Annotated in this window: 16 protein-coding genes; 7 read left to right on the top strand and 9 right to left on the bottom strand. The window is 69.9% G+C overall.

All coding sequences use genetic code 11. The features are described from left to right. Positions 1–125 precede the first annotated feature (125 nt). Both VKQ35_RS13365 and VKQ35_RS13360 read left to right on the top strand, forming a co-directional pair. Positions 126–1,406 carry an MFS transporter gene (locus VKQ35_RS13365; RefSeq protein ID WP_324362375.1) on the top strand — a complete coding sequence of 427 codons (1,281 nt, stop codon included), beginning with the start codon at positions 126–128 and terminating at the stop codon, positions 1,404–1,406. Positions 1,407–1,478: 72 nt separating this feature from the next. Continuing rightward, positions 1,479–1,919, top strand: coding sequence for a hypothetical protein (locus VKQ35_RS13360; RefSeq protein ID WP_324362373.1), 441 nt, complete (start codon positions 1,479–1,481; stop codon positions 1,917–1,919). Between the two features lie 13 nt (positions 1,920–1,932). On the opposite strand, the gene VKQ35_RS13355 is transcribed toward VKQ35_RS13360, so the two are convergent. Next, on the bottom strand, positions 1,933–3,231 hold the full coding sequence (locus VKQ35_RS13355; protein ID WP_324362371.1) for a calcium-binding protein: 1,299 nt from the start codon (positions 3,229–3,231) through the stop codon (positions 1,933–1,935). A gap of 59 nt (positions 3,232–3,290) precedes the next feature. Next, positions 3,291–4,955 (bottom strand): energy-dependent translational throttle protein EttA, encoded by a 1,665-nt coding sequence (gene ettA, locus VKQ35_RS13350; RefSeq protein WP_324362369.1) that lies wholly within the window; start codon positions 4,953–4,955, stop codon positions 3,291–3,293. Between the two features lie 158 nt (positions 4,956–5,113). Here ettA and VKQ35_RS13345 point away from each other — a divergent pair, with 158 nt between their 5' ends. Then, positions 5,114–5,296 carry a CsbD family protein gene (locus VKQ35_RS13345; RefSeq protein ID WP_324362368.1) on the top strand — a complete coding sequence of 61 codons (183 nt, stop codon included), beginning with the start codon at positions 5,114–5,116 and terminating at the stop codon, positions 5,294–5,296. Positions 5,297–5,451: 155 nt separating this feature from the next. Here VKQ35_RS13345 and VKQ35_RS13340 read toward each other — a convergent pair whose 3' ends face one another. Then, positions 5,452–6,177: a response regulator transcription factor gene (locus VKQ35_RS13340; RefSeq protein ID WP_324362366.1), complete on the bottom strand. Its 726-nt coding sequence runs from the start codon at positions 6,175–6,177 to the stop codon at positions 5,452–5,454. A gap of 10 nt (positions 6,178–6,187) precedes the next feature. Then, positions 6,188–7,738, bottom strand: coding sequence for a DUF4118 domain-containing protein (locus tag VKQ35_RS13335; RefSeq protein ID WP_324362364.1), 1,551 nt, complete (start codon positions 7,736–7,738; stop codon positions 6,188–6,190). Positions 7,739–7,891: 153 nt separating this feature from the next. Here VKQ35_RS13335 and VKQ35_RS13330 point away from each other — a divergent pair, with 153 nt between their 5' ends. The 4 genes from VKQ35_RS13330 to VKQ35_RS13315 all read left to right on the top strand — a co-directional run bounded on the left by VKQ35_RS13330 (position 7,892) and on the right by VKQ35_RS13315 (position 13,810). Then, positions 7,892–9,826: a potassium transporter Kup gene (locus VKQ35_RS13330; RefSeq protein WP_324362362.1), complete on the top strand. Its 1,935-nt coding sequence runs from the start codon at positions 7,892–7,894 to the stop codon at positions 9,824–9,826. 102 nt (positions 9,827–9,928) lie between these two features. Continuing rightward, entirely contained in the window at positions 9,929–11,542 is a 1,614-nt protein-coding gene (locus VKQ35_RS13325) for an amidase (RefSeq protein WP_324362360.1), read from the top strand. A gap of 220 nt (positions 11,543–11,762) precedes the next feature. Further along, positions 11,763–12,995, top strand: a complete 1,233-nt coding sequence (locus tag VKQ35_RS13320; RefSeq protein WP_324362358.1) for a glycosyltransferase — start codon at positions 11,763–11,765, stop codon at positions 12,993–12,995. A 263-nt stretch (positions 12,996–13,258) separates the two neighbouring features. Further along, positions 13,259–13,810, top strand: coding sequence for a GNAT family N-acetyltransferase (locus VKQ35_RS13315; protein ID WP_324362356.1), 552 nt, complete (start codon positions 13,259–13,261; stop codon positions 13,808–13,810). 116 nt (positions 13,811–13,926) lie between these two features. On the opposite strand, the gene VKQ35_RS13310 is transcribed toward VKQ35_RS13315, so the two are convergent. The 5 genes from VKQ35_RS13310 to VKQ35_RS13290 form a co-directional block, all read right to left on the bottom strand. Continuing rightward, positions 13,927–14,562: a glutathione S-transferase family protein gene (locus VKQ35_RS13310; RefSeq protein WP_324362354.1), complete on the bottom strand. Its 636-nt coding sequence runs from the start codon at positions 14,560–14,562 to the stop codon at positions 13,927–13,929. 17 nt (positions 14,563–14,579) lie between these two features. After that, entirely contained in the window at positions 14,580–15,029 is a 450-nt protein-coding gene (locus tag VKQ35_RS13305) for an SRPBCC domain-containing protein (RefSeq protein WP_324362352.1), read from the bottom strand. After that, positions 15,026–15,397, bottom strand: a complete 372-nt coding sequence (locus VKQ35_RS13300; RefSeq protein ID WP_324362351.1) for a metalloregulator ArsR/SmtB family transcription factor — start codon at positions 15,395–15,397, stop codon at positions 15,026–15,028. Before VKQ35_RS13300 ends, VKQ35_RS13305 begins: the two co-directional genes overlap by 4 nt. Before the next feature lie 59 nt (positions 15,398–15,456). Then, complete coding sequence (locus VKQ35_RS13295) at positions 15,457–16,686, bottom strand: acyl-CoA dehydrogenase family protein (RefSeq protein ID WP_324362348.1); 1,230 nt, start codon at positions 16,684–16,686, stop codon at positions 15,457–15,459. Beyond that, the coding region (locus tag VKQ35_RS13290) for an acyl-CoA dehydrogenase (protein ID WP_324362346.1) at positions 16,686–17,542 on the bottom strand (857 nt) is incomplete at its 5' end. The genes VKQ35_RS13290 and VKQ35_RS13295, both read right to left, overlap by 1 nt.

The following is a 17,542-nucleotide window of genomic DNA, read 5'->3' as shown; positions in this document are numbered from 1 at the left end:
GCCACTAAGCGCCTCACGGTGGGCCGCGGCGGCCAGAAAATCATCGCCCACCGGCGTCCCGCTCAGCCTCGTCTGGGCGGCTCAAGCGGCCGTATGGCCGCGTCCCCGACCGGCTGACCGATCCCATGCCTTCCCCAACCAAGCCCGCGAGCCGGGCCAAAGGCGCGCCCAGCAGCGTTCTCTGGCGCCACCGCGACTTCCTCAATCTGTGGGGCGCCCAGACGGTGTCCGACTTCGGCGCGCGGATCACCCGCGAGGGCCTGCCGATGATGGCGGTCATGGGCCTAGCCGCCGCCCCGGCTCAGCTTGGCCTGCTGGCGGCGCTCTCCAGCGGCTCGGCCCTGGTCGTCGGCCTGATCGCCGGCGACTTCGTCGACCACACCCAGCGCCGTCCGATCCTGATCGCCATGGACCTGGTGCGCGCCGCGATCCTCATCGTCCTGCCGATCGCCACCTGGATGGGCCTCTTGAGCATGCTGCAGGTCTATGCCGCCGCGGTGCTGGTGGCCGCCTCCAGCGTGCTCTTCGACATCGCCGACCACGCCTATCTGCCGGGCCTCGTGGGCAAGCACCTGGTCACCGACGCCAACGCCAGGATGAGCGTCACCGAGTCCGTCGCCGAGATGGGCGGGCCAGCGCTCGCGGGCGTGCTTTTCCAGTGGCTGACGGCGCCGATCGCCGTGGCGATCAACGCCGCCACCTACCTGGTCTCGGCCCTGTTGCTGGCGCGCATCCGCGCGCCCGAGCCGCCGCGCGACACCAGCGTCAAGCGGCGCGGCTGGGTCGACGGCGTGATCACCGGCGCGCGGACGTCCTGGGGGGAACCCAGGGTGCGGATCATGCTGATCATGACCGCCATCGGCGGCCTGTTCGGCGGCTTCTTCAGCGCGCTGTACATCGCCTATGTGCTGCGGGACCTGGGCCTGAGCCCGGCCCTGCTCGGCCTCGGCATCGCCAGCGGCGGCGTGGGCGCGCTCGCCGGCTCGCTGCTGGCCCAGACCATGGCCAGGCGGCTGGGCGTCGGGCCGGCGATCTGCGCGGCCGGCGCCCTTTCGGCGCTCGGCACCATGATCGTGCTGTTGGCGCCGGCGTCCAACCCGGCGGGCGGCATGGCCTGCCTGGTGGTCTCGCAGTTGCTCGGCGACGCCTTCGGGGTCGTGCCGCTGATCCTGGCCGGCAGCCTGCGCCAGATCATCCTGCCGCACGACGTACTGGGCCGGGTCGGAGCGACCTTCCGGGTGGCGGGCGGCGGGACGGCGGTCGTCGGCGCGTTGGCCGGCGGAGCGCTGGGTGGCGTGCTGGGGATGCGTCAGGCTCTGCTGATCGCCATCGCCGGGCTGATGATCGGACCGGCGTGGGGCCTCCTCTCGCCGCTGCGCCGGGTCCGCGAAATGCCGGCGGCCTAAGCGAAACCTTAGGCGGCCTTCGCGGGTTGACCGGGCGGCGCCTTGAACGGCGTTCGTCATGAGGGAATTCCCATGAAGACCATCCTGTTGGCCGCCGCAGCGGCCGCCGCCTTTTCCGCCGGTCTGTTCTCAGCGGATGCAGCATCCGCCGCCCCGACCGTGGCCGGCCCCAAGCAGCCGATCCCCTACGCTGAGCTCAACGCCTATATGAAGGCCTCGCCGAAGACCCGGGCCCACAAGGACTGGTGGAGCGGCCAGAGCACGTCGGCTTCGGCCAGCGCCGAAACCGGGGCCAGCGCCAACACCAGCGCCACGACGCCCAGCCTGCCCGCCGACACCGCCGCCGCGGCGAGTAGCTCGACCAGCGTCAATCCGCCCTCCCTGAGCGGCGAGACCAAGGAAGCGGCGCCGCAGCTGGCCAGCCCGCCGGTGAGCGCGCCCGCGCCCGGCCCGGTCAATCCGCCCGCCGCCGCCACGCCCGGCGCCCCGGACTCGACGACGCCGCCGAAGTAGGCGCCCGCCTGTCCTAGCCCTCGAAGATCCAGCCGTCCTTCAGCGTCGAGAGCTGCACGCCGGCCAGGATCATCTCGTTGCCGTTGCCCATGTCGATGACGGTGTTAGCGCCCACTTGGCTGACGGTGTAGGTCGTGCCGGGATCGAGCATCACCCGGTCACCCTCCGCTTGGTTGAAGTCCAGCACCTTGTCGATGCCGGCGTCCTGCGAGCCGTGGAAGATGTCGGCGCCGGCGCCGCCCACCTCGGTGTCGTTGCCGCGGTCGCCGGAGATGAAGTCGTCCCCGGCCCCGCCCACGATGCTGTCGTCGCCCTGGCCGCCGCGGATCTGATCGGCGCCGTCCCCACCGTTCAGGGTGTCGTTGCCGAGATTTCCCAAGACGATGTCATTGCCGGCGCCGCCGGACTGGCTGTCGTCGCCCTTGCCGCCCACGACCCAGTCGTCGCCGTCGTTCCCGGCGAGGGTGTCGTTCCCCTGGTTGCCGTTGATGTCGTCGAACACCGGGCCGCCGGAGATGGAATCGTCGCCGTCGTCGCCGCGCAGGTAGTCGTCGACAATTGTCCCGGCGATGGTGTCGTTGCCCGCGCCGGCGTGCACTTCGGTTTGGGCCGACAGGGCCGTCAGATAGTCGTCGCCATCGGTCGCGACAGTGGTCGCCTGAATGTTGACGACGCCGCTGGTGTCGCCTGGGCCTGAACTTGAGGCGGCGGAGTTTGGGTCGAGGCCAGGAACGGGGGCGGTGACTAGGGTGAGGACTGCACCGGGATCGAAGCCGTCGCCGCTATCGCTGCCGGTATCGGGCGGCGGGCTGTAAGGCACAGCCGTGCTCGGCGACGGGCCGAAATTGAGCTGACTAATGGATTCGGGGCCGGCTCCCGGGAGCCAGACAGCCACGCCATCCTGAATATCGATGACGTATTCGCCCACGGCGTGCAACTCGCCGGGGGCGGAGCCGTAGGCGACGATGTCGGCGACGAGATAGTCGATGCCTGGCGTCCCCAGGTGATATTGGGCCGCCCCGACGGCCTCCTGATAGCTGGTCAGCGCACCATAGTTGATGACGTTGCTCGAGGTCGCGATCGGCGAGCCGGCGATCTGGATGAAGTCCGAGCTGTTCCAGTCGGTGATTTGGTCGATGACGTGCTCGGACGGGGGATCCGTCACCGGGCTCTCGGACGGCGTATTGATATCGAACACGTCCGCGCCGCCGCCGCCGGTCAGGGTGTCGGCCCCCAGGCCGCCGACCAAGGTATCGACGCCGGACGTGCCGACGAGCACGTCAGGTCCCGCGGTACCGCTGATCACCGGCATGCTGCACACCCCACGGCCGCAACCTGTGGGAGTATAGCCGGACGGTCAAGCTTACACGCCTAGCGCGTGAACTTCTGGAACTTGATGCGGTGGGGGATCAGGCTGTCGGCGCCCAACCTACGCTTCTTGTCCTCTTCGTAGGCTTCGAAGTTGCCTTCGAACCAGTCGACCTGGCTGTCGCCTTCGAAGGCCAGGATGTGGGTCGCCAGGCGGTCGAGGAAGAAGCGGTCGTGGCTGATCACCACCGCGCACCCCGGGAAATCCTCCAGCGCCGATTCCAGGGCGCCCAACGTCTCCACGTCCAGGTCGTTGGTCGGTTCGTCGAGCATCAGCACGTTGCCGCCGGCGGCGAGCGTCTTGGCCAGGTGCACGCGGTTGCGCTCACCGCCTGAGAGAAGACCCACCTTCTTCTGCTGGTCGGCGCCCTTGAAGTTGAAGGAGCCCACATAGGCGCGGCTGGGGATTTCGCGGCCGCCGACCTTCATGATGTCGAGGCCGCCGGAAATCTCCTCCCAGACGTTCTTGTTGGGATCGAGCGTCTCGCGGCTCTGGTCGACGTAGGCGAGCTTCACCGTCTCGCCCAGGCGCACAGACCCGGCGTCTGGCGTCTCCTGGCCGGTGATGATCTTGAACAGCGTCGACTTGCCCGCGCCGTTCGGCCCGATCACGCCGACGATGCCGCCCGGCGGCAGCTTGAACGTCAGGTCCTTGAACAGCAGCTTGTCGCCGTATTCCTTCTCCAGGCCGGTGACCTCGATCACCACCTGGCCCAGCCTCGGGCCCGGCGGGATCTGGATCTGGGCGAAGGTCTGCTTGGCGTTCTCCGCCTCGTTCTGCAGATCGTGGAAGGCCGCCAGACGCGCCTTCGACTTGGTGCGCCGGGCGCTCGGCGAAGACCGCACCCAGGCCAGTTCCCGCTCGATCGCCCGCTTCTTGCCGGCCTCTTCGCGCTCTTCCTGCGCGATCCGCTTGGTCTTCTGCTCGAGCCAGGAGGAATAGTTGCCCTCGTAGGGCAGGCCCTTGCCGCGGTCGAGCTCCAGCGTCCACTTGGTCACCTGGTCCAGGAAGTAGCGGTCGTGGGTCACCAGGATGATGCAGCCCGGGAAGTTCTCCAGGTGATGCTGCAGCCAGGCGACGCTCTCGGCGTCCAGGTGGTTGGTCGGCTCGTCCAGCAGCATCATGTCGGGCTTGGACAGCAGCAGGCGGGCGAGCGCCACGCGCCGCCGCTCGCCGCCCGAGAGCGGCCCCACGGCTGCGTCGTTGGGCGGGCAGCGCAGGGCGCCCATGGCCATCTCGATGCGGCTGTCGATGTCCCAGAGGTCGCCGGCGTCCAGCTTCTCCTGGAGCGCGGTCATCTCCTCCATCAGCTCGTCGGTGTATTCCTCGCCCAGTTTCATGGCCAAGGCGTTGTATTCGTCGAAGAGCTTCTTCTCTTCGCACCAGGCGATGACGTTGCCCCAGACGTCGAGCTTGTCGTCGAGCTTGGGCTCCTGCTCCAGATAGCCGCGCTTGACGCCCTCGGCGGCGAAGGCCTCGCCCTGGAAGTCCTTGTCGAGGCCGGCCATGATCTTGAGCAGCGTCGACTTGCCCGAGCCGTTGACGCCCACGACGCCGATCTTGGCGTCCGGATAGAACGACAGCCAGATGTCCGAGAAGGTCTTCTTCGGGGCGCCTGGGAAGGCCTTGGTCAGGCCCTGCATCTGGAAAATATATTGCTGCGCCATGGGGCGTCCGCACCGCTCGACTGAAATGACTGGGATTGAGGCGTGCAGATAGCGGTGACGGGCCCGCGGCGCAATCTCCCGGAACCTTGAGCTGGCCTCTGCGTACTCATCGCCGATGGGCCGTCCCGGCCCGATGACATCAAGCGAGGAGTGCTCCCATGCACAAGGATCAGGTCGAAGGCGCCGCCAAGGACGCCAAGGGTTCGATGAAAGAGGGTATCGGCAAGGCGATCGGCAACGACCGCATGGCCGCCGAAGGCGCCGGCGAGCGCGTGGCGGGCAAGGTGCAGAAGGGCGTCGGCTCCCTGAAGGACGCCGCGCGCCAAGCGCTGAAGAAGTAGCGCTCAGGACCGACTTCGCTCCCCGAGCGGTCTGGCCGGCCCTCCCCAACGGAGCGCCATCCGCCGCTTCGCGAGGACGATCCTCGAGGCCAAGGGCTGCGCTGAAGCGCAGCCCTTGTTGCTTTCGCCAAAGGGGGCCGCGCAGCGTTTTGAGCTCAGGCGATCTCGGCGAGCCGGTAGCCGACGCCGGCCTCGCTCACCAGCAGGGGCTGGCCGCCGGCGTTGCCGAGTTTCTGGCGCAGCTGGCCCACATAGACCCGCAGATACTGGATGTCCGCCCGCTCGCTGCCCCAGACGCTGCGCAGCAGGTCCTTGTGGCTGACCGTGCGGCCAAGGTTGAGCGCGAGCTCGGCCAGGAGGTCGTATTCCTTGGGCGAGAGCTTGAGCGTCTCGGCGCCCTTCACCACGCGCCGCAGGCCGAGGTCGATGGCCAGGTCGCCGGTGCGCACCAGCGGCGCCGAGCCGCGCGCCTGCACCCCGTGTCGCAGACCGGCGCGGATGCGCGCCAGCAGCTCCTCCACCCCGAACGGCTTTTGCACATAGTCGTCGCCGCCCAGGTCCAGCGCCTCGACCTTCATGGCCGGCGCCTCGCGCGCCGACAGCACCACGATCGGCGTCTGGCCCCCCTCTTGTTGCCCACGGCCCCGGATCTCGGCGATCACCGACAGGCCGTCGCGGTCGGGCAGGCCCAGGTCCAGCAGCACCAGGTCCGGCGCATAGTGGGCGAACCACCTCAGGCCCTCGGCGGCGCTGCGCGCGCCGACCGGCCGGTAGCCGGCGGCCTTCAGGGTGGCGCAGAGCGCGGCGTTCAGGCTCGCATCGTCCTCGACGACCAGGATGGTGGCGGGGTCGGCTAAATCGCTCGTTGGCGCGTCGCTCATGCGAGCGCGACTATGCAGGCTGCGGCATCGCCTTGGCCAGGGGCGCGGAGAGCCGCACGCGGGCGCCCTTGCCCCCCTTCAGGTTGACCGCCTCGACCGACCCGCCCTGCGCTTCCAGGAAGCCGCGGGCGATGGAGAGCCCAAGGCCCGTGCCCGGCGGGCGACCGTCGCCGGCGACGCCGCGTGAGAACTTCTCGAACATCGGCTCGATGGCGCCGGGGAAGCCTGGCCCCTCGTCCTCGACCTCGATCCAGCCGGCGCCGGCGGCCTCGCCGCTGCGCAGGCGGATGGGCGCGCCGGCCGGGGCGTATTTGGCGGCGTTCTCCAGCACATTGGCGAGCGCGGTCTCGAACAGCGAGGCGTCCACCTCCAGCGGCGCGGCCTTGGCGCTGACCTCGTTGACCACCTCGCGGCCGGCCAGCGCCACCGAGGCGCTGCGCAGGGCCTCGGCGGCCAGCTCGGCGGGCTCCACGGGCGCGGTCTTCACCACCACCGCCCCGGCGTCGATCCGGTTCATATCCAGCAGGTTGCCGACCATCGCCGACAGCCGCGAGGTTTCGGTCTCGGCCAGCGTCAGCAGCTCGGCGCGGGTCTTGGCGTCGTGCGTCTTGGCGAACTTCTGCAGGCTCTGCAGGGTGAAAAGCACCGTGGACAGCGGCGTCTTCAGGTCGTGGCTGACGGCGGCCAGCAGGTCGGCCTTCAGCCGCTCGCTCGCCACCTCGACCCGGCTTTCCAGCACCTGGGCGGCATAGGCCTCGCGGTCCAGCGCCACGGCGAGGTAGCCCGAGACGATCTCCACCAGCCGTTCGGGATTGTCCGGCCGGCCGGCCTCGCCCAGCGAGATCGAGACTCCGATCACCGCCTGCTGCCGCTGCGGCGTCACCACCGGCCAGAAATCGTAGGCCGAGGCCTCCACCGGATAGGCGCCGCCGCGGGTGGGCATCCTGGCCGCCAGCGCCCAGCTTGCCGCCTCGCGGTCGGCGGGGCCCAGCTCGCCGCCGCCGGCCTGGGCGGTCACCGCCAGCTCCGTCTCGCCCTGCAGGAACACCGCCGCCGGCGCCTGGAAAAGCCGAGCCAGCGCGTCGGCGCTGGCCTGCGCCGCGCCCGCCCCGCCGTTCGCCGCCACCAGGCTGCGGGCCAGCGCCTGCAGGGCCGTCGCCTGGTCCGCCGCGCTCCAGGCCTCCATGGCGCGGCGGCGCGACTGGGCGGCGACCGCACTGACGATGGCCGCGGTGACGAGGAGCAGGAACAGCGCCCAGATGTTGGCCGGATCGGCGACCCGCAGGGTGTAGAGCGGCGCGATCAGGAAGAAGTTGTAGGCCAGCGCGGCCGCCACCGCGGCGGCCAGCGACGGCCCCCAGCCGAAGCTCACCGCGGCGATCACCACCGGCAGCACGAAGACCAGCGACAGATTGGGCACCGCCTGGACCTGATTGACCAGGACCGCGGCGAAGGTCGCCGCCGCCACCATCAGGAACGACAGGGCATAGGCCGCCGCCGGGTGCAGCCGCCCCAGGCGATACTCGGGGCGGTCCGCTGCGATTTCGGTCGAAAGGCTCATGGCGCGCCTCCCTGGCGCAGGACGAACGGCGCAAAGAAGGCCCTTCGAACCCGCCGGCGCAAGCACTTGGGGCCGCCAACCCCAACAACCACATGGGATCTTTATGTCGCTCGGCGCGACAAGCCCGCCTCGATAAAGCCGCAGGACTCCGCCTTGGACGCCGCCACCCCCGACACCGAAACCCCAGCGTCGGCTTCAGCGACCGCGACCAAGCCGGCGCCCAACCTGCGCGCCTTCCTGGGCCTGGCGCTGGGTTCGGCGGGCGTGGTCTACGGCGACATCGGCACCAGCCCGCTCTACGCCTTCAAGGAGTCCATTCACCACCTGGCGCGCGCCGGCGACCGGCTGGCGGCGGCCGACGTGATCGGCGTCGTCTCGCTGATGCTGTGGACCCTGATGGTGATCGTGACGCTGAAGTACGTCGCCATCCTGATGCGCTTCGACAACCGCGGCGAAGGCGGCACGCTGTCGCTGATGGCGCTCGTCCAGAAGGCCGGCGGCCGCGCGGCCGGCGTGATCCTGGTCATCGGCATGATCGGGGCGGGCATGTTCTTCGGCGACGCCATCCTGACGCCGGCGGTCTCGGTCCTGTCGGCCGTCGAGGGCCTGGAAGTGGTGAAGGGGCTCAGCGGCCGGATCGACTCCTTCGTGCCGCTGATCGCGCTCGTCCTGCTGATCGGCCTGTTCGCGGTGCAGAAACGCGGGGCCGGCGGCGTCGGCCGCTGGTTCGGCCCGGTCTGCGTCGTCTGGTTCGCGACCATCGCGGTGCTGGGCGTCGTGCCCCTGTTCCACCACCCTCAGATGCTGAAGGCGCTCAATCCCCTGCCCGGCCTGGCGCTCCTGGCGCAGCATCCGCGCATTGCGCCGGCCGTCCTGGGCTCGGTCTTCCTGACGGTCACCGGCGCCGAGGCGCTCTACGCCGACATGGGCCATTTTGGGCGCAAGCCGATCCAGTGGACCTGGGTCGCGCTGGTCTTCCCCTGCCTGATCCTCAACTATCTGGGTCAGGGCGCCCTGGTGCTTGGCGACGCCAGCGCCGTCGACAATCCGTTCTTCCACCTGGCGCCCAGCTGGTTCCAGATTCCGCTGGTGGTGCTGGCCACCGCCGCGACCGTGATCGCCAGCCAGGCGGTGATCTCCGGCGCCTTCTCCATGACCCAGCAGGCGGTGCAGCTGGGCCTCCTGCCCCGGCTCACGCTCAAGGTCACCTCCGAGGCCCACGTGGGCCAGATCTACGCGCCGCAGATCAACTGGATCCTGGCGCTGGGCGTGGCGGCTCTGGTGCTCGGCTTCCGCTCGTCGGACGCGCTGGCGAACGCCTATGGCGTCTCGGTGGTCGGCGCGATGATCACCTCTTCGGTGCTCGCCGTCGTCGCCATCCATCGCCTGAAGCACCGGCCGATCTGGCAGGCGATCGTCGCCTTTTCGCCCTTCCTCCTGGTGGAAGGCGCCTTCCTCGCCGCCAACCTCGCCAAGGTGGTGCACGGCGGCTATGTGCCCCTGCTGATCGCGTCGGGCGTCATCCTCCTGATGTGGACCTGGATGCGCGGCATCCGGCGCGTCCTCAAGGCCGAGCAGAGCGACCTGAAGCTCTCCGACGTGCTGCCGATGCTGACCCAACGCCCACCGCTGCAGGCGCGCGGCGCCGCCGTCTTCCTGACCGCCGATCCGGGTTCGGTGCCGGCCGCCCTGATGCACAACCTCAAGCACAATCAGGTGCTGCACGAGCAGGTGGTGCTCCTGACCGTCAAGGTCGCATCGCGCCCGCGGGTGCCGGACGCCGAGCGGGTCGAGGTCCACGACCTCGCGCCAGGCTTCAAGGCCATGACGCTCTCCTTCGGCTTCATGGAGACGCCCAACGTCGCCAAGGGCATGACGCTGGCCCGCGCCAAGGGCCTGAAGTTCGACATCATGCGGACCTCGTTCTTCCTCAGCCGCCGCACCCTGCTGCCGCGCCGCAGCGTGGGCCTGGGCCACATCCTCGACGTGCTGTTCGTCTTCCTGACCCGCAACGCGGTCCGCACCGCCGACTTCTTCCAGATCCCGCCCTCGCGGGTGGTCGAGCTGGGCGCGCAGGTGGCCTTCTAGGACCGCGCCTGAAGAGCGCTCCACCGCAGGCATAGAAGCCTCCGACTGGCGTTTTCGCGCCGGGTCGGTTCCAATGCCCCGAGGGAAGATTCGGGGATACGCATGCTCAAGACCCTCGTGGCCGCCACGGCCCTGACCGCACTTGTTGCGTCGGCCGCGGCCGCCCAGCCCACCGCCCCTCCAACGCCGCTCAACCCCTTCGCCTCGGGCGCCGAGCAGCAGGCGGCCATGCGGGCCGGCACGCTCACCTCGGAAGCCCTGGTCCAGGCCTACCTGGCGCGGATCGCCGACCTCGACCGCAAGGGTCCCAGGCTCAACGCGGTCATCGCGCTCAATCCCCATGCGCTCGCCGACGCCCGCAAGCTGGACGCCGAGCGCAAGGCCGGCCGGGTGCGTGGGCCGCTGCACGGCGTCCCGGTGCTTCTGAAGGACAATATCGAGTCCGCCGACGACACCGCCACCACCGCCGGCTCGCTGGCGCTCAAGGACAACATCACGGGCCGCGACGCGCCGCTGGTCAAGCGCCTGACCGACGCCGGCGCGGTGATCCTGGGCAAGGCCAACCTGTCGGAATGGGCCAACTTCCGCTCGACCCATTCGATCAGCGGCTGGACCGCGATCGCCGGCCTGGTGCGCAACCCCTATCTGCTCGACCGCACCGCCTGCGGCTCCAGCGCGGGCTCCGGCGTCGCCGTGGCCGCGGGCCTGACGACGCTGGCGGTCGGCACCGAGACCGACGGCTCGGTCACCTGCCCGGCCGCCACCAACGGCGTGGTGGGCCTGAAGCCCACCCTGGGCCTGATCTCCCGCACCTATGTGGTGCCGATCTCGCCGGAGCAGGACACGCCAGGCCCCATGACTCGCACCGTCACCGACGCGGCGGCCATGCTGAACGCCATGGCCGGCTCCGACCCGGCCGACGCCTGGACCAAGGACGCCGACGCCCACAAGACCGACTATCTCGCGGGTCTGAAGCCCGACGCCCTGCAGGGCGTCCGCGTGGGCGTCCTGCGCGTGACCGCCGGGCGCTCGCCGCAGACCGATGCGGTGTTCGAGGACGCGCTGACGGCGCTGAAGAAGGCCGGCGCGGTGCTGGTGGAGGTCAAGGGGCCGGACGACGCCGCCTTCTCCGCCGTCTCCGCCAACGAGACCGAAGCCCTGCGCGTCGAGTTCAAGGCGGCCCTGAACGGCTACCTTGCGACCGCCGCGCCCAAGGTCACCGCCCGCACCCTCGACGCGCTGGTGGCCTTCGACGCCAAGGAGCCGCGCGAGACGCCGCTGTTCGGCCAGGAGATCTTCGAAAGCGCCGCCAAGGCCCCGCCGATCACCGACGCGGGCTACCTGCAGCGCCGCGCCAATGCGCGCCGCCTGGCCCGCGAGGCGCTCGACAAGATGCTCGCCGACAACACCGTCGAGATCCTGGTCGGCCCCTCCACCGGCCCCGCGACCATCGTCGATCCGATCGACGGCAGCCGCAGCCTGGGATCCTATTCCAGCCTGCCGGCGGTGGCCGGCTATCCGCATCTGACCCTGCCGATGGGCAATGTCTCGGGCCTGCCGGTGAACATCTCGATGATCGGCCCGGCCTGGGCCGACGCCCGCGTGCTGGCGCTCGGCTACGCCTTCGAACAGGCGACGCATGCCCGCATCGATCCGCAGTTCCTGCCCAACGTGGGGGCCCGCCCGGAGTTCGCCAAAGCCTACGATCCGCGGTGAAACCCTTGCCTCGTCGGGCTTTCGCCCCATTTTGAGCGTCAAGCTTCAGCAGAAAAACAAGAAGGCCCGGGTTCTGGCGCGACTTTGGAAAAAATCGGCAAGCCGCGCTAATCTGGCGAAACGCCGGCGGGATCGGACAGCGGCGCTGTTCGTTGCCTCCGATACGGCGGCGCCTCGGGCCGGCGCGCCGGCGGGGTTTGAGGATAGAAGGGCCGAACGCGTGTTCGACGTCTCTGCGGACAAACCCGGCGGCCTCGATCGCCCAAATCTCGATCGATCGGAGTCCGCGCTCACCGCGGACGCCGGCCGCGCGCCCGGCGGCTTTCATCTGATCGACACCACCATGATGTACGCGCCCCGCTCCGGCGGGGTGAAGCGCTATCTCACCGCCAAGCGCACCTGGCTGGAAGACAACCGCCCCGACATCCGCCAGACGCTAGTGGTGCCCGGCCGGGCGACCCGGGCCGGCGGCTCGGGCCTCTACACCGTCAGCGCCGCCAAGCTGCCGTTCGGTGACGGCTACCGGATGCCGGCCAGCCCCAACAAATGGGCCGCGGTGCTGGAGCAGCTGGATCCCGACATCATTGAGGCGGGCGACGTCCTGGTGCCCGGCCACGCGGCCCTGATCGCCGGCCAGAGCCTGGGCGCCCCGGTGGTCGCGGTCTGCCACACCGACACCCCGACGCTCGCCGCCCTGCACCTGGGCGACTGGGCCGAGCAGCCGACCTTCAACCTCTGGGCGCAGGCCTACCGCCGCTTCGACCATGTGGTGGCGCCCAGCCGCCATTCCGCGAGCCGCCTCGCCGAGGCCGGGGTCAAGCAGGTGAGCGTGCACCCGCTCGGCGTCGATCTCGACCTCTTCCATCCCAGCCGCGGCGACCGCGCCGCCCTCTTGCGGCGCCTCGACTTCCCCGCCGACACCCGCCTGCTGGTCTTCGCCGGCCGGCCGGCCAAGGAGAAGAACATCGACTCCATGGTGGCCGCGGTGGAGATGCTGGGCGACCCCTACCGCCTGGTGCTGATCGGCGCCGGCAAGGATGCGAAATACACCTCCCGCGTCGCCGCCATTCAGTTCGAGGGCGAACCGGAGGCGCTCGCCGGGGTCATCGCCAGCTGCGACGCCTTCCTGCACGCCAACGAGAACGAAACCTTCGGCCTGGTGGTCATCGAGGCCATGGCCGCGGGCCTGCCAGTGGTCGGCCCCAACAAGGGCGGCGTCGGCGAGCTGCTCGACGAAGGCGTCGGCCAGCTCTCGAACGGCGTCGATCCGGCGAGCCTGGCCGAGGCGGTCGAGGCGCTCTTCGCCCGCGACCTGGACGCGTTGAAGCTCGCCGCGCGCCGCCGCGCCGAAACGCGCCACAGCTGGGACCATACCTTCGAAGGCCTGATCCGGCTCTACACCCAGCTGCTCAGCCGCAGCCCGCGCCAGGCGCCCTGGAAGCTCAGCGCCTAGGCCCGGTACTCAAAAGTCCGAGCAAGGTTCGGATGGCAGCGCGACGCCAATATCCGTTTTCGATCCAACAGCGACGCTCGCTGGGTCTGCTTTGCGGTGCGCCGCGTTGTCAGACCAACGCGTTAGATTGCGCCTTACCCCGCTGTCGCTACTGATTGGGAGCGCAGCCGGGGAAGGGTTCGCCGCAGGGTCGCCTTCGACGTCCGATGCGGCTACGAAGGAGCATCGGTCCCTGCGGACGCCTCTCAGTTCGACACAAGTCATTGGCCGCCGAGATCCTCACCCGCCGCCTGCGCCTGCGCCGTCCGACGCTCGTAGACCTGGACGCGATCCATTCGGTGCACGCCGCGCTTGAAACCAACCAGTTCAATCCGGCTGGTCCGATGATCTCGCGCGCCGCCGCCGAGGTGACGCTGGCGACCTGGTCAGCGCACTGGGACGCGCATGGGTTTGGCTATTGGGCCGCGATCCCGCTGCAAAAGGACGAGATTGCGGGCTTCGGCGGGATTGTGCGGCGGGAACTCGCCGGTCGGCAGACGCTGAACCTCTACTTCCGTTTCGCCGCCGCTGCGTGGGGCAAAGGGTATGCAAGTGAACTGGCCGACGCGGCGCTGCGGCTCGCCTTCGAGGGGCTCGGCGCGGACGAGGTGGTCGGGGTGACGCGGGAGAACAACGAACCGTCTATCCGTGTGCTAAGTCGTCTCGGGATGATCCTGAGCGGCGCAATCGACAACACGGACGGCGCGCCCCGAAGCCTCATCTATGCCCTCAAAGCGGCCGACTGGCGCCCCGTCGACGCCAGCGTGCATTCTTGACGATGTAATCCCGCGCTCGCTTGCCGCCTTTGGGCGACGCCAACGGGCAATTTCCACCCATCATCGACGTTCGGAGGGTCCGCTTGCGAGCATACGGCCGCGCCGGGGGCTTGTGACTAGGCCGCCGTCGCCTCAAACGGCCGCATGTGATCGGCGAGCGCCGTGCCGAACGCCGGCCGCGCCTGGCAGCGGGCCACATAGGCGCTAAGCCTCGGACGATCCGCGACGATGTCGGTCTGGCGCAGGTTGCGCAGCACGGTGGTCATCATCAGGTCGCCGGCGGTGAAGCGGCCTTCCAGATAGTCCTTGTCGCCGAGCCAGGCTTGCAGCTGGTCCAGCCGCATCTGCACCTTGGCCAGCGCCGCCGGTCGGCGCGCCACGGCCCAGGCCTCGTCGCCCTCGGTGTCGCCCAGCGCATCCACCGCCGGCTCGATGGAGTTCAGGGCGGCGAAGACCCAGGAGGTGGTCCGCGCGCGGCCCGCCGCGTCGTGCGGCATCAGGGCTTCGCATTGCTGGGCGATGTGCAGGACGATCGCGCCGCTCTCGAACAGCGAAAGGCCCTCGGTCCGCAACGCCGGAACCTGGCCGAAGGGCTGCAGGGCGCGGTAGGCGGCGGCGTCCTTTTCCCCGGCCTCCAACAGGTGCTCGCGGTAGGGCAGGCCCGCCTCCTCCAGCGCCCAGCGGACCCGCAGGTCCTTGACCAGTCCCTGAGCGAACTCCGGGACCCAGCGATAGGCGCTCACGGTGATCATAGGCGTTCTCCGTCGTTCTACGCGGCCGCGCCGGTCCGCAGGACATGGCGCTCCAGCTTGTCGAGGGCCCCGCTCCAGCCGTCCTCGTGGCTGGCCCGCGTGGCCTCGCTGGCCAGGCGGGCGTGGGTGAAGGTGAGCTCGGTCGCCGCCCCGCCGTCGACGGCGACGAGGTCGATCTCGACCTGGGAGTCGCCGCCCTCGTCCTCGTCGCCGAGCCAGCGCCAGGTCATGACGACCCGCTCGGGCGGACGCACTTCGAGGAATTCGCCGGTGCTCTCGTGCTCGCTGCCGTCCAGCAGGCGGAAGCGCACGCGGTAGCGGCCGCCCACGCGCGGATCGCTTTCGGCGATCAGCACCGGCCCGTCGTCCGGGCCCCACCAGCAGGCGATGCCTTCCGCCGTGGTCATCAGGTCGAAGACGATCGCGGGGCGCGCCGAAATCCGGCGCACGAGGGTCAGGCTGGTCACGCGTCGCGGTCCTTCTTGGCCTGCGCGCCCCTCAGCGCGGCCTCCCGCTTCTCCGCCTGCGCGGTCAGCCGGTCCAGGCTCGCCGACCAGAAGCGTTCGTAGCGGGCAAGCCAGTCCATCGCTTCCCTCATGGGTTCAGGCCTTAGGCGAACAGTCACCGTGCGGCCGGTCTTGGAGCGGCTGATCAGGCCGGCCTCATCCAGCACGTCCAGGTGCTTCATCACCGCCGGCAGCTTGATCGCGAAAGGCTGCGCCAGATCGCTCACCGAGGCCGACTCCTGCGTCTCCAGCCGCGCGAGGATCGCGCGCCGGGTCGGGTCGGTCAGCGCCGCGAAGGTGCGGTCGAGCGAGGGGCTATAGTTCACCATAGGGCAAACTATTGAGGCCCAGCCCGGCGATGTCAAGCAACCGGCCGTCGGCGCGCCGTTCAGCGTCCGGTCGGCATGTCCTTGAAGGCCACGTCCTTGTCGACGCGGATGTCGCCCGGCAGGCCCAGCACCCGCTCGGCGATGATGTTCTTCAGGATCTCGTCGGTGCCGCCGGCGATCCGCAGGCCCGGCGCGAACATCACCCCGGTATGGAAGGCGGCGTGCAGCGGCGCGAGCTCCGGATCGTTGATGATCCCGAACTGGTCGAGCATCTCAACGGCGGTGTTGCCCAGGTCCTGCATCTGCAGCGCCGAGACGATCTTGCCGATCGAGCTCTCCGGCCCCGGCGTCTGGCCGCGCGACAGCGCGGTCATGGTGCGGTTGCGGGTGTGCTTCAGCCCCTCGGCCTGGACGTACCAGTCGGCGAGCTTCTCGCGCAGCGCCTGGTCCTTCAGCGCCGGCGCGCCGTCGAGACCGGGCGTGGCCCGCGCGGCCTCCATGAACTCGCGCCACCCGGCGCCCGACGCCCCGCCGACCGCCAGCCGCTCGTTCATCAGGGTGACCAGGCTGACCTTCCAGCCGTCGTTGAGCGCGCCCACCCGCTGGCTGTCCTTGACCCGCACGTCGGTGAAGAACACCTCGTTGAAGCCCGAGCCGCCGCTCATCTGGTGGATCGGCTTCACCTCGATGCCGGGGTCGTGCATGTCGACCCAGAACATGGTCAGGCCCTTGTGCTTGGGCGCGTCCGGGTCGGTGCGGCAGACCACGATGCCGAAGTCGGAGAACTGCGCGCCCGTCGTCCACACCTTTTGGCCCGAGATCAGCCAGTCGCCCGAGCCGTCCGGCGCCGGCACGGCCTTGGTCCTGGCCGCCGCCACGTCGGAGCCGCCGGAGGGCTCGGAGAACAGCTGGCACCAGATCTCCTCGCCGCGCAGGGCGGGGCCGACGAAGCGGTCCTTGGTCGCCTGGTCGGCGAAGGTCGCCACCGTCGGCACGCACATGCCCAACCCGATCTGGAACGGGTTGCCCGGCACCGGGTGCTTGGCTTCCTCCTGGCTGAAGATCACCTGCTGGATCGGCGTGCCGCCGGCCCCACCCCATTCCTTGGGCCAGGTGATCTGGGCGTAGCCCGCCGCGGCCTTCTTCGCCTGCCAGGCCTTGGAGGCGGCCATCGAGCCGCCGCCTTCGCCGTCATCGCCGCCCGCGTGAACTTTCGGCGCGTTGGCTTCGAGCCAGGCCTTCACCTCGGCGCGATAGGCGGCTTCTTCGGGGGTGTCGTTGAAGTCCATCAGGCCGCGTTCCTTCTTTCGAGGTGGCTGACCAGCCGCTCCTTCCAGACCCGGGGCGCGCCGGCCACCAGGCCCAGCTGCCGCGACCGGCGGTAGTAGAGGTGGCAGTCCATCTCCCAGGTGAAGCCGATCCCGCCGTGGGTCTGGATGTTTTCCTTGGCCGCGAACCAGAAGGCCTCGCTGGCGGCGATCCGCGCGGCGCTGGCGGCCAGGGGCGTCTCCGCTGCGTTCGTGTTGAGGGCCCAGGCGCCATAGTAGGCGTTCGACCGCGCCAGCTCGTTCTTGACGTACATGTCGGCCAGCTTGTGCTTGATCGCCTGGTAGCTGCCGATCGGCCGGCCGAAGGCGTAGCGGCTCACCGCATAGTCCTTGGCCATCTCGAGCGCCCGATCGGCGCCGCCGACCTGCTCGAACGCCAGCAACACCGCCGCGCGGGCCAGCAGAGCCTCGGCCAGCGCCATGCCCTCGCCGGCCTCGCCGAGCCGCTCGGCCGCCGCGCCGGAGAAGGTCAGCTTGGCCGCGCCGCGGGTCGGATCGAGGGTGGTGAGCGTCTCGCGCTTCACGCCGGCGCCCTTCAGGTCGACGAGGAAGAGGCTCGGCCGGCCGCCGTCCTTGGCCAGCACCACCGCCACGTCGGCGATGTCGCCGTCGGTGACCGGCAGCTTGGTTCCGGTGAGCTTGCCGCCCTCGACCCGCGCCTGCACCTGCGCCTCGTTCAGTGGGCCGGGACGCTCGACCGAGGCGAAGCAGCCGATCACCTCGCCGGCCGCGATCTTCGGCAGCCAGGCCTTCTTCTGCGCCTCCGAGCCGGCCATCAGCAGCGCCTCTGCGAGGAAATAGGCGGTGGAGGCGAAGG

This window comes from Phenylobacterium sp., from assembly GCF_035309685.1.
In the GTDB taxonomy this organism is placed as follows: Bacteria; Pseudomonadota; Alphaproteobacteria; order Caulobacterales; family Caulobacteraceae; genus Phenylobacterium.
This window is presented reverse-complemented; position numbering and strand designations above follow the sequence as displayed.